This window comes from Bathymodiolus japonicus methanotrophic gill symbiont (genome assembly GCF_019721995.1).
Classification (GTDB): domain Bacteria; phylum Pseudomonadota; class Gammaproteobacteria; order Methylococcales; family Methylomonadaceae; genus Methyloprofundus.
This window is the reverse complement of record NZ_BLYC01000019.1, coordinates 1-12,004: the sequence shown is the minus strand read 5'-3', so window position 1 is coordinate 12,004 and position 12,004 is coordinate 1. Positions and strand designations below refer to the sequence as shown.

The 12,004-nt window shown below is 43.9% G+C and carries 14 protein-coding genes and 2 pseudogenes; 14 read left to right on the top strand and 2 right to left on the bottom strand.

Annotation, left to right across the window (positions count from 1 at the left end; translation table 11 throughout):
- The first annotated feature begins 30 nt into the window (after positions 1 to 30).
- From K6984_RS19670 to K6984_RS19645, 6 genes are read left to right on the top strand one after another with little or no spacing between them, the layout of a single operon-like run.
- Positions 31 to 1,038: an aminoglycoside phosphotransferase family protein gene (locus K6984_RS19670; protein ID WP_221897059.1), complete on the top strand. Its 1,008-nt coding sequence runs from the start codon at positions 31 to 33 to the stop codon at positions 1,036 to 1,038.
- On the top strand, positions 1,035 to 1,715 hold the full coding sequence (murU, locus tag K6984_RS19665) for an N-acetylmuramate alpha-1-phosphate uridylyltransferase MurU (RefSeq protein ID WP_221897058.1): 681 nt from the start codon (positions 1,035 to 1,037) through the stop codon (positions 1,713 to 1,715). Before K6984_RS19670 ends, murU begins: the two co-directional genes overlap by 4 nt.
- Before the next feature lie 60 nt (positions 1,716 to 1,775).
- Positions 1,776 to 2,054 (top strand): CopG family ribbon-helix-helix protein, encoded by a 279-nt coding sequence (locus K6984_RS19660; RefSeq protein WP_221897057.1) that lies wholly within the window; start codon positions 1,776 to 1,778, stop codon positions 2,052 to 2,054.
- A 2-nt stretch (positions 2,055 to 2,056) separates the two neighbouring features.
- Positions 2,057 to 2,371 (top strand): type II toxin-antitoxin system RelE/ParE family toxin, encoded by a 315-nt coding sequence (locus K6984_RS19655; protein WP_221897056.1) that lies wholly within the window; start codon positions 2,057 to 2,059, stop codon positions 2,369 to 2,371.
- 5 nt (positions 2,372 to 2,376) lie between these two features.
- A complete protein-coding gene (locus K6984_RS19650) occupies positions 2,377 to 3,129 on the top strand; it encodes an ABC transporter permease (RefSeq protein ID WP_221897118.1) in 753 nt (250 codons plus the stop codon).
- Complete coding sequence (locus K6984_RS19645; protein WP_221897119.1) at positions 3,126 to 3,860, top strand: ABC transporter ATP-binding protein; 735 nt, start codon at positions 3,126 to 3,128, stop codon at positions 3,858 to 3,860. Before K6984_RS19650 ends, K6984_RS19645 begins: the two co-directional genes overlap by 4 nt.
- Before the next feature lie 207 nt (positions 3,861 to 4,067).
- Here the strand turns inward: K6984_RS19645 and K6984_RS19640 are convergent, their stop codons facing one another.
- Entirely contained in the window at positions 4,068 to 5,369 is a 1,302-nt protein-coding gene (locus K6984_RS19640) for a hypothetical protein (protein ID WP_221897055.1), read from the bottom strand.
- Positions 5,370 to 5,675: 306 nt separating this feature from the next.
- Here K6984_RS19640 and K6984_RS34230 point away from each other — a divergent pair, with 306 nt between their 5' ends.
- Positions 5,676 to 5,804: a hypothetical protein gene (locus K6984_RS34230; RefSeq protein WP_263458596.1), complete on the top strand. Its 129-nt coding sequence runs from the start codon at positions 5,676 to 5,678 to the stop codon at positions 5,802 to 5,804.
- A gap of 27 nt (positions 5,805 to 5,831) precedes the next feature.
- Entirely contained in the window at positions 5,832 to 5,957 is a 126-nt protein-coding gene (locus tag K6984_RS34225) for a hypothetical protein (RefSeq protein WP_263458618.1), read from the top strand.
- Here the strand turns inward: K6984_RS34225 and K6984_RS19635 are convergent.
- Positions 5,953 to 6,444 (bottom strand): annotated as a pseudogene (locus K6984_RS19635) (IS30 family transposase); the annotation flags it as partial. The gene K6984_RS34225 and the pseudogene K6984_RS19635 sit on opposite strands and share 5 nt — an antisense overlap.
- A 78-nt stretch (positions 6,445 to 6,522) precedes the next feature.
- Between K6984_RS19635 and K6984_RS19630 the strand changes: the two are divergent.
- From K6984_RS19630 to tnpB, 6 genes and pseudogenes are all read left to right on the top strand, one after another.
- Positions 6,523 to 7,206: pseudogene (locus tag K6984_RS19630) on the top strand (IS6 family transposase).
- Positions 7,207 to 7,547: 341 nt separating this feature from the next.
- Complete coding sequence (leuC, locus tag K6984_RS19625; protein ID WP_221897117.1) at positions 7,548 to 8,945, top strand: 3-isopropylmalate dehydratase large subunit; 1,398 nt, start codon at positions 7,548 to 7,550, stop codon at positions 8,943 to 8,945.
- Positions 8,946 to 8,963: 18 nt separating this feature from the next.
- Complete coding sequence (gene leuD / locus K6984_RS19620) at positions 8,964 to 9,575, top strand: 3-isopropylmalate dehydratase small subunit (protein WP_221897053.1); 612 nt, start codon at positions 8,964 to 8,966, stop codon at positions 9,573 to 9,575.
- 315 nt (positions 9,576 to 9,890) lie between these two features.
- Positions 9,891 to 11,441 carry an alpha-isopropylmalate synthase regulatory domain-containing protein gene (locus K6984_RS19615; RefSeq protein ID WP_221897052.1) on the top strand — a complete coding sequence of 517 codons (1,551 nt, stop codon included), beginning with the start codon at positions 9,891 to 9,893 and terminating at the stop codon, positions 11,439 to 11,441.
- A gap of 52 nt (positions 11,442 to 11,493) precedes the next feature.
- Complete coding sequence (gene tnpA / locus K6984_RS19610) at positions 11,494 to 11,835, top strand: IS66 family insertion sequence element accessory protein TnpA (protein ID WP_221893783.1); 342 nt, start codon at positions 11,494 to 11,496, stop codon at positions 11,833 to 11,835.
- The coding region (gene tnpB / locus K6984_RS36405; protein WP_221897116.1) for an IS66 family insertion sequence element accessory protein TnpB at positions 11,832 to 12,004 on the top strand (173 nt) is incomplete at its 3' end. The genes tnpA and tnpB, both read left to right, overlap by 4 nt.

Here is a 12,004-nt window from a genome sequence, read left to right as displayed (position 1 = left end):
CCTTACTTTTCCAGCCTCTTTATAAAAATAATGATAACGGCAAGCGATGCTAGAGAAAAAGCCATACTGCATTGGCTAACAAATGATCTAAACCTGAAGATAACACAATTTACCAGCGCTTCCAGCGATGCCAGTTTTAGACGCTATTTTCGAGTACAGCATCAACAGCAACACTATATTGTCATGGATGCACCGCCTGACAAAGAGGATACCGCCTCGTTTATTAAAGTCGCGCAGTTGTTTGCCCAGGCACAGGTGAATGTCCCGGATATTATTCAGCAAAATCCACAACAGGGCTTTTTGCTGCTCGAAGATTTTGGCTCCCGGTGTCTGTTAGACCAGCTTAACGATACAACAGTCGCCGCCTTATATCAGGATGCTCTGAATAGTCTGATTACACTGCAAAAAAATATCGACATACACAACTGTGAACTGCCGTACTACACAGCCGAATTGCTAAACACCGAACTACAACTGTTTAGTGACTGGTTTTTACAACAGCAATGTCAACTAACGCTCACTAGCGCGCAACAAGCCATTATCGACCAGTGTTATACTTTTTTAATTGATTCAGCACTGCAGCAAGCACAGGTCTGCGTACATAGGGATTACCATTCACGCAACTTAATGCATCTTAGCGCGAATAACCCGGGAATTATCGACTTCCAGGATGCCGTTATCGGCCCTGTGACCTACGATGCAGTTTCTTTATTAAGAGACTGTTATATTAGCTGGTCAGATGAGCAAATCCAGAACTGCCTGCAGCCCTATTACCAGCAACTAAAACAGACTGGGCTGATTGATTGTGACTATTTTCAATTCCAGCGTGACTTTGACCTTATGGGCATACACCGCCACTTAAAGGCGGTCGGCATATTCTCACGGCTCAATATCCGCGATGGCAAGAGCGTGTATCTAGGCGATATTCCACGCACACTGGATTACGTCATCAATATCAGCCAGCGTTACCCCGAGTTAACAGAATTTTACGATTTTTTAGTAGCGACTGTACTCCCCGCTAGCAAGCGTGCGCTATGAAGGCAATGATTCTAGCAGCAGGACGTGGCGAGAGAATGCGCCCACTTACTGACCATACACCCAAGCCCTTATTAAAAATAGCCGGTAAGCCATTGATTGAATATACACTAGAGGCATTGGTCAAAGTTGGTATCAGCGATATTGTTATTAATCTCGCCCATCTAGGCGAGCAAATACAAAGCTATCTAGGCAACGGTTCGCAGTATCAGGCAAATATTCAGTATTCCGATGAAGGTGCCACGGGATTAGAAAATGCAGGTGGTATCAAAAAAGCCTTACCTTTGCTTGGCAATTCGACTTTTTTAGTAGTGAATGGTGATATTAGCTGCGACTACCATTTTCAAAGCCTGGTTAACAAAGATGTAGGCCTGGCACATCTAGTTTTAGTTAATAATCCTGCACATCATCCTGCAGGTGATTTTGCGCTTAGCCCGCAATCCATGTTGAGCCAGCAAGGCACGCCAAAATACACCTACAGTGGCATCGGTCTGTATCATCCGGATTTATTTGTTGGCATCCCGCCTGGAAAATCGGCACTGGCTCCACTGTTGAAAAACGCTATGCAAACACAAGGTATCAGCGGAGAATTCTACTCTGGATTCTGGATGGATATTGGTACACCTGAGCGCCTGAATATGCTAAATACGCGTCTGCTTAAGGCTGGAAAAATCGATTAACTTCTTTTGCAAACAAGTACAATGTAAACACTTGTCTTACACTTTCCGGCTTAATTCAAAATGACTACGACAGCCTTTTCCATGCGCATCCCAGAAGAGCTTAAAAGCAGCCTTAAAGAAATTAGCCTGCTTGCTCACCGCTCGCAATCTCAAATCGCAGTAAAAGCGATTGCCGAATATATAGAAAGAAATAAATGGAAAATGCAAGCCATCCAGAAAGCTAAAGTGCGGGCAGAAAAATGTGAGTTTATCTCCCTTGCAGCTACTGATGCCTGGCTAGATTCCTGGGGCTCAGATGATGAATTAGCGACTCCAGCAGCTGATGTATTTCTGAAATAATAATGAAGGTTATCCTGCTCCCTTATGCGATAGCAGACTTAAACGAAATTAAAGATTATATCGCTAGAGAAAACCCGGCAGCAGCAAAGAAAGTTGCGCAAAGAATTAAAAAATCGCTGCAATTATTAAGTAAAAACCCCTATTTGAGTACTGTCAAAGTTGAACAGGATATTCTGGAATGGCATATACCCAGTCTGCCTTATACGTTACCCTATCAAATTGTAAATAACGAAATACAAATTCTTCGTGTCTTTCATGAATCTCAAAATAAACCTGCCAAGTGGGAAAATCATTCTAACAAGCCGTTCAATACTTGATTAATATGTCTCTTTTCCACCGCCCCTCGGTGCTTGCATTGCTTTCCATCAGCCTGTTTCTGGCACTCTGGTATGGCCTTGCCATTTACTTAAATACCAACACACTGCCCACACCTCTGGTGGTCGCCCATGTATTGATTGATGAGATCAAAAGCGGGCAATTACCCTATCATTTAAGTAAAACACTCTATCGACTGTTAATAAGCTTTAGCATTGCAATGCTACTTGGTTGTGCTATTGGCATCGCACTGGGGAGGCATAAGCAATTAGATTATTTTTTTGATAACTGGCTGGTGATTTTTTTAAATATCCCTGCCCTAGTAACGATTATCCTCTGTTATGTCTGGTTTGGACTGGTAGAATCGGCGGCCATTCTTGCCGTAGTAATCAATAAATTGCCCAATGTGATAGTCACGGTCCGTGAAGGCACGCGCTCTTTAGATAGCGAACTTTTAGATATGGCAAAGTGTTATCGCTTTAGTAAAAGTAAAACCTTACGCCATGTTATATGGCCACAATTACACCCCTTTGTAATGGCCGCGACACGCTCTGGACTGGCGCTAATCTGGAAAATCGTCCTGGTTGTTGAAATGCTAGGTCGCAGTAATGGCATGGGCTATCAGTTACATTTATTTTTCCAGTTATTCGATGTCGCCAGCATTCTGGCATATACCATTGCCTTTGTGACCCTGATTCAGGGAATCGAGTTATTGATCCTCAAGCCACTGGACAAAAAAGCACTAAGGTGGCGCCGATGACCCAGCTAGCTATTCATATTGGTGACAAGTCATATATTAATCCGGCTGATAACAGCAGTAAACAGGTTATCAAAGACCTGCGACTGACCCTGGCTAAAAATGAATTTGTGTGCCTGGTGGGTCCTTCTGGCTGCGGTAAAACCACCTTATTAAATATCCTGGCGAACCTGGATACCCAGTATACAGGTACAATCGAACTACAACCCATTCATAAACAACCCAAAGTCGGCTATGTTTTTCAGAATCCGCGCCTGCTCCCCTGGCGTACCGTGCGTGAGAATATACAACTGGCAGCTGGCGCAAAACCAGAGACCCTGGATTTTTTACTACAGAGTATGGGGCTCGCTGATGAAAAAAATAGCTATCCTGAACATTTGTCATTAGGCATGAACCGCCGCGTTTCAATTATCCGCGCATTTGCCACTGACCCAGATTTATTACTGATGGATGAGCCCTTTGTGTCCCTGGATCCACCCACCGCCCGGCTAGTGCGCCAATTATTAATTGACTTGTGGACCAAGCGACCACATAAAGTACTGTTTGTCACCCATGATTTACGTGAAGCAATAACCCTGGCTGACCGGCTTATTTTTCTCAGTACCAGCCCGATGTCAGTGCTTGCCGAAGTCCCTGTGACTATCCCTAGAAAAGACCGCCTTCAGGAAGTGGAAATTGAGCAATTTAGACAACAGTTATTTATTGATTATCCGCAAATAGCTGAGTTATTATAGAGCTGAAGTTTCCCAATTATTGAGTAGCTGAAATACACAATGCTGGTGTATCAAGGTTTATTTTAGGTGGTTTTGCCATGTTTATAGCAAACCCCTACTTAATTCCCCTTAGGCAATAGCATTTGAAACGAATGAAAAGACTATTTTTTTCATATAGTTGTAGCATAGTTTCAATCTTACCATAAATAATTATTGGGAAACTTCAGTTCAGTTACTTAATACCGCATTAAATATGCTGACTGTATCACTGCTGCTATCTGTGCCTGTGCCACCACTTTCTAACTCCCAACTGGCACTAGCCGTATTAAGCAGGTTATCACCGGCTAATACATCGGCGCCATCATGATAAACATTCGCAACCTCGGCAGTAAAAGTAATACTACCTACTGAACCCGTTGCCAGTTGCTGTGAGGTCAGTAAATCCCAGAACAGAGTTTTTTGAACCGGATTAGGCGTGTTATCAGTAATCACTGGATTGACTACGCCTTTATCAACTCCATTAAGGGTAATTTTTGCGCTATCATGATTATAATTTAAGCCATCAGGTAAAATATCGGTAATTCCCAGCTTAATGGTTTTATTACCCGTTAAGGGATAATCAGTATATTGAAAATCCAGTGTAAAACTGACATTTTCCCCAAGTAATACATTTCTGGGGCTGCCTTGTTTTTGCAGAGTATAGGGTTTTGCCAACACATCAACATCGCCGACATCTCCATAAACAGTATTGTCATAGGCATAAATCATCTCCACATGATTGGGGATAGTCTGCTGTGGGTTAACAGCGCTTTCATCCAGAATACCGGTGATATAAACTTCGACAACCACTTGCAGATCGACATCGGCTGTACTGCCTGTAACCGAACCACAATGCACTTTAAGATCTCCGCCGGATATTGGTGCCATATTGGGCGTGGTAACCACACTACAGCCCTTGGCATTCGCTGCAATAATCTGTATGGGTTTTCCTGTCCACTGTATAGCAGGATCCAGGACACCAAAAATGATGATATCTGTCAGTGTTTCTCCGTCAGCGATATTGGACGAAAGATGATACTCGAAGGGGAAACTGGGACCAGGGGGGCGTTTTCCTTCGGGCGCAATACTGGTTTTTTCCAGTAATTCCACACCGGGATCAATATTACCCGACACCTCTTTAGCCGGGTAATCAAAAATCGGCCCATTAACGCCCGTGGGGGTGTCACCGAATTGATAGCCTGGTGTTAGATAAACTGTTTGTATATCCCCTAAAGCGGTGCCGCTACGCAGAGTCGTGCAGATTTCCATCTCCAGCTTGGGTCCATTTGCAACGACTGAACCTATAGGCAGAATAAGCTGGTAGACACTGGCACCGATCGGCGTGGTAAATTCGGTCAACGAAATAGGATCCGTAACCGGGGGCGTAGCAGGAATAACGCCTAGCAGCGTTTTAGTTAAGGAAACTGAAAACAGACTAACCGAATCCAGTATCAGGTTTTCTGTAACTTTAAATAACATCAGTGTTCCCATTGAAAGAAGAAGCACCTAAACAAAGCAGCCTATAACCTACCTGAAGGTAGCACCACTCGAATATTTCCATCTTTTTGATTTTAATCACTCCTGAATTCAAGTCATAAGTACATAACCCAATAAATTTTTCATATCTATCCCAGTCAGCTCTTCAAATACCTCATAAGGTGTTCTGTAATTGAGACACTTTTTAGGGCGACTATTTAGCTTATCAACGGCTATAAAAACCTCTTTTATCGTAACATCAATCAACTCCATTACTTTAGGGAAATACTGTCTTAATAAGCCATCGGGGAGTCGCTATTTTTGCGAAAGCTTGTTTTGGGCATCCCAGCCCAAGCAAGCAGCAAAAACTTAACGCGACCACTTATGCCTCCGGCGGCCCCGATTCGTCCTCGTCACCTCGTCCCGACCCAACAAGGGGTCGGAACATAGGCTCCAAATGACTTGACGCCGTGTCGGATGGCCTTTTATTTTGTCTCCACCTTCGCTAACGCTCAGACTCCGACAAAACAACGGCCCTACGGCTATCGCGGACTAAAAATCTTCACTTCGCTAAAGCTCCGTTTCCAGGATTTTCAGCGTTAGCATTCTCATTTTGCCCTCTTTCCCAAGAGCTGTAGGGAGTCGCAAAATACGTATCACAACCTAGTGCTTCTGCTATTTTTTCATGCAGGGTAAACTCTTTCCCGTTATCAAAAGTAATTGTTTTAACAAAGCTTTTTATAGGATCAAGCATTAAAATAGTTGCGTCTAATACATATTGAGCCTTTTTCCCCGCTAAAGGGAAGGCCAACCGTAATTTAGAGACTCGCTCATCCAACGTTACAATCGCCCCTTTGTGATTTTTCCCAATGATTGTATCTGCCTCCCAATCACCTATACGCTTACGGTTGTTGACCTCTTCAGGACGCTCATCTATATCGACTCTATTAGGGATTCCTGTCCTATTATGGGCTGACCCATACCGCTTGCGATAGGTTTTGTTCTGATGCCGAAGATGCTTGTATAGTTCACCCCCTGCCTTTTTGTCCGCCAGAATATGCTGGTAGATTGTTTCATGATGAAGACTAATTATGGTTCTGTCGCATAAATCCCCCTTCCCGACGTTATCTGCTATCATAATTATCAATTTCAATAAAAGGTGGATCACATGCTCAGCCTCAAAGGCACTCACTTTCCAAAAGATGTCATTCTTTATGCTGTTTTCTTTTATGTCAGGTATGGCGTTTCGTATCGCGACCTTGAAGAAATTATGGAAGAAAGAGGTGTTGAAGTGGATCATGCTACGCTCAATCGTTGGGTTATCCGTTATTCTCCTGCCATTGCTGTAAAAGCTAAATCTCAGAAACGAGAAACCAATAAGTCGTGACGCATGGATGAAACGTATATCAAAGTTAAGGGTCAGTGGACCTTTTTATACCGAGCTGTTGATAGTCACGGGGATACGCTTGATTTCATGCTTTCTGAGCACCGTGATGAAGAGGCTGCAACCGCATTTTTCAAACAAACGATTAACAATAATGGCTTTCCTGATAAGGTCGTTATGGATAAAAGTGGCGCTAACTATGCAGGATTAGCCAATATTAACCTCTTGTTAATCCTCGCTGGGTTTGCCACTATGATTGACATATTACAAGTTAAATATTTGAATAACATCATCGAACAGGATCATCGCTTTATCAAAAAAATAACAAAACCGATGATGGGCTTTAAAGCGTTTCACTCCGCCCAAGCAACAATTGATGGAATTGAAACGGCACATATCATCCGAAAGGGGCAATTGTCTGAGGAAAAAATTCCTGCTTATAAGCAGTTTATGGCTTTAGCAGGATAGTTATGCCTGAAGACCAGGAGGTCTGTGCTTTTGATAATTATTGCGACAGAACCCTATGAAGTGCTGTAAATTTATTAGCCTGTTTTATTTGTTATCGGATTATAGTAGACCTTACCTTTAAAGTCATTCATTAGCCACCTAAAATACAAACAGGAATGTGCACGAAATCACTTATACAACCCGGAAGTTGGGGTCTTCAGCCCCGTATCACCATGACGGGGCTGAAGACCACGCTTGCATAAACCTAAAACAGCAATTGCAATGAATACCCTATTTAAGAGATAATGCGCGGTTACATTATTAAAATATTTTACAGCAGAACGTAAGTTTTGGATGATACTATGAAAAAAACCATGTACGAAAAGATCTGGGACAGCCACTTAGTCGCTGAAGTTCCAGGTCAGGCTCCTCTATTATATGTTGATCGTCACTTAATGCATGAGGTCACCAGTCCCCAGGCATTTGAAGGCCTCCGACTTGCCAGGCGCAAAGTACGTAATCCGCATAGTATTCTGGCAACCATGGATCATTGCGTACCGACTAAAGACAGGGACCTGCCGATTGCTGACCCGATTGCGAAAAAGCAAATCGAAACCATGGCAGATAACTGCGAGGAAAATGGCTTAAATCTCTATGATATGAAAAACCCGAATAATGGCGTGATTCATATTGTGGTGCCTGAGCATGGCTTTGTTCATCCCGGCATGGTGGTGGTTTGTGGCGATAGCCATACTGCAACGCATGGCGCTTTTGGTGCCTTGGCGTTTGGTATTGGCACGTCTGAAGTTGAGCATGTGATGGCAACGCAGACTTTGCCGCAGCAAAAATCAAAAACCATGCTCATTCAGATTGATGGCGAATTATCAAAATATGCCTCTGCGAAAGATATTGCGCTAGCGATTACTGGAAAAATCGGTACTGCGGGCGGTAATGGCCATGTAATTGAATATGCAGGCAGCGCTATTACCAACCTGTCTATGGAAGGTCGTATGACGCTATGTAATATGGCAATTGAAGCTGGAGCCAGAGCTGGACTGGTTGCTCCCGATGAAAAAACCTACGCTTATTTAAAAGGCCGTGAATTTGCTCCTTCAGGCGAAAACTGGGACAAAGCACTCGCCTACTGGAAAAGCCTGCCGAGTGATGCAGGCGCAACATTCGATACAGTTGTCACATTAAATGCGGCAGATATTGAGCCCCAGGTTACCTGGGGCACTTCACCCGAGCAAGTAACCGGCATTACTAGTATCGTCCCTGCTCCTGAAGATTTCGATGATGCAATTAAACAACAGGCCTGTGCCAATGCATTGGATTATATGGGCTTGACTGCACATACTAAAATTACTGATATTCCCGTTGATTTAATCTTTATCGGTTCATGCACCAACGGACGTATCGAAGATTTCCGCATTGCTGCCGAAGTCACCCAAGGCACGAAAGTCGCCGATAAGGTTACCGCTATTGCAGTACCGGGCTCTTATCATGTTAAAAAGCAGGCGGAAGACGAAGGCCTGGACAAAATCTTTATCGACGCTGGCTGGGAGTGGCGTGATCCAGGTTGCTCCATGTGCCTGGCAATGAATGGCGATGAGTTAACTGTTGGACAACGTAGCGCATCCACATCCAATAGAAACTTTGAAGGTCGTCAGGGTAAGGGCGGCAGAACGCACTTGGTTTCTCCGGCGATGGCTGCAGCGGCAGCAACAGCGGGTCACTTTGTTGACATTCGTAACCTTTAAAGAATAAGCAGAAGAATTATGCAAGCCTATACAAAACATGAAAGCATTGCTGCTTTAATGAACCGCAGCAATGTCGATACTGACCAGATTATACCCAAGCAATTTCTAAAGAAAGTTGAGCGCACCGGCTTTGGCAAGCAGCTGTTCCACGACTGGCGCTTTAATGATGATGGCAGCGATAATGCCGAATTTGAATTAAATAAACCCGCTTTTAAAGGTGCGAAGATACTCGTGGCAGGTGACAACTTTGGTTGTGGCTCCTCGCGTGAACATGCGCCGTGGGCCATTGCGGACTACGGTTTTAATACCATTACCTCTACCAGCTATGCAGATATTTTTTATAATAACTGCTTTAAAAACAGCATCTTGCCTATTATTGCAACGAAAGCACAATTAGCCAGCTTAATGGATGAGATTGCAGCTAACGAAGGCGTTAAGTTTATTGTTGACCTGGAAAACCAGCAACTAACCACACCTGCCGGCAATGGCTTTAAGTTTGATGTTGATCCGGTACGTAAAGATAATTTACTGAAAGGCCTGGACGATATTGGCCTTACACTACAGCACACTGATCTGATTGACCAGTACGAAGCAAAGCACAAGCAGACTTATCCCTGGCTTTGGGTTTAATTTAAAGCCACGCCCTACAGCATATAGCACACATTTTTCCTCGTTCCTAAGCGCTAGCTTAGGAATGCATGTGCCGTAAGCTCTGCTTACCGGAACACACAGCAGAGCTGTGTTCCCATGTATTCCCAAGCAGAGCTTGGGAACAAGAGTTTGGCTTGATTTGTGGGTAACGATACCCCGCGACCCAAAGTGCAAGCATGCGAATGAGAGCAAGGTGCTGAATATTTTAATATCAATTTATTAGAACGGGCTTTAACAGCGCCCTCTTATTAAGTCGTAACTAAAGTTCCTTCCACACACCACCAAGGCAAGCATATGCCCACACAATCACGACTCATCCAGTTAATGGACACCACCCTGCGTGATGGCGAGCAAACACAGGGAGTATCCTATTCCCCCGATGAAAAGCTCAATATCGCAAAAGCGCTATTACAATCTCTCGGCGTAGATCGCATAGAAGTCGCTTCCGCGCGAGTATCCGATGGCGAAAAACAAGGGGTTAAGCGAATTAACCAGTGGGCGCGTGAAGAAGGCTTTGATGGCCGTGTCGAAGTATTAGGCTTTGTTGATCATACCTTAAGTGTTGACTGGATCCTGGAATCGGGTGGCAGCGTGATCAATCTGCTGACTAAGGGCAGTGAAAAACATTGCCGCGATCAACTGGGTAAAACCCTGCAGCAACATATAGACGATATTCTTAAAACTGTAGACTATGCTCTAGGTAAAGGCCTGACGGTTAATGTTTATCTGGAAGACTGGTCTAACGGTTATCGAGATAACCGCAATTATGTGTTTGATTTAATGGACAGCCTGCAGCGTACTGGCATTAGTCATTTTATGCTGCCTGACACTCTAGGAGTGATGTCTCCCGATGAAGTGTTCGATAGTCTCAGTGATATGAGCAACCGCTACCCAGAACTGAACTTTGATTTTCACCCGCATAATGATTATGGCCTTGCTACTGCGAATGTGATGGCCGCTGTACGCGCCGGCATTAATTCAATCCACTGTACTGTAAATTGCCTGGGTGAAAGAGCGGGTAATGCATCGCTGGCACAAGTCTGCGTCGTGTTGCGTGACAAAATGAATATGGAGCTATCCATAGACGAAAGCCATCTGGTACGTACTAGTAATATCGTCGAAAACTTCTCTGGCAAGCGCGTTGCAGCAAATACGCCGATTATCGGCACCGATGTTTTTACTCAAACAGCAGGAATTCACGCCGATGGTGATCAAAAAGGTGGCTTGTATAAAAGTAAGTTAGTGCCCGAGCGGTTTTCGCGAATTCATAGCTATGCGCTGGGAAAAATGAGCGGCAAGGCCTCGCTAAAAAAGAACCTGGAATTACTGGAGCTAGACCTTACGGAAGAAAACCAGAAAAAGGTTCTGGCGAGAATTGTTAAGCTGGGAGATTCCAAACAAACCATCACCACAGATGATTTACCCTTTATCATCGCCGATGTACTGGAAAGTAAAAATTATCAGCATATTAAACTGCTGAATTGCTCTATCACCAGTGGCTTTGATCTGGAATCGACCGTAAGCATCCGGGTTGATGTTAAAGGCGATCAACATATTGCTTCTGGCTGTGGTAATGGGGGTTTTGATGCGTTTATTGATGCCATTAACAAGGTAATGAAACTACATGATTACACCCTGCCTGCCCTAGTGGATTACGAAGTCAGGATTCCCAAAGGGGGGCATACCAGCGCACTGACAGAATGTGTAATTACCTGGGACTGCGATAATAAATCCCGTAAAACACGCGGCGTGCATTCTAATCAGGTGTTTGCTGCGATTTTAGCCGCGCTGAGGATTATTAATATTCAGTTGCATGGTAAGCGTCAATTAAAGTACACATTCTAAACCAATATAAAAAATGGCAGACTAATACCTCCAATTAACTCAGGAAGAATTTATGAGTCCATCTCAAAATAAAGCGGCTATGCAAAATCATATACCGCAATGGCAAGCCAGTCGTTTAACTCAGGTCGGGTATTGCAAAGCCCATGATATCAAGCCGCATATCTTCAGTTATTACAAAAAGCAATTCAGTTCGCTCGCTCCACCAGTGTTACAAGCCAAGCAATTGGTTCCGGTAACACTGGTTGCAGAGGACATGTTGAACGGATCAGGCGTACCTGCTGATTCATCAGTTATCAAAGTGACTCATTCTAATGGCTTCAGTCTGGAAATTTGTGCCAGTACAGAACTTGCATCATTAAAGCCGCTTCTGAAACTGGTTAGGTCTATCTCATGATAAACGGACTTGTTGTTAATCAAGTGTTTTTGGCGACCGGCGTTACTGATATGCGTAAATCTATCAATGGTCTGTCACTGATTGTTTCGGAACAGTTTGGCCATGATCCCTTTGCCGGAAGTATTTTTGTCTTTTGTAACCGCTCTCGCGATAAACTGAAAATACTCTA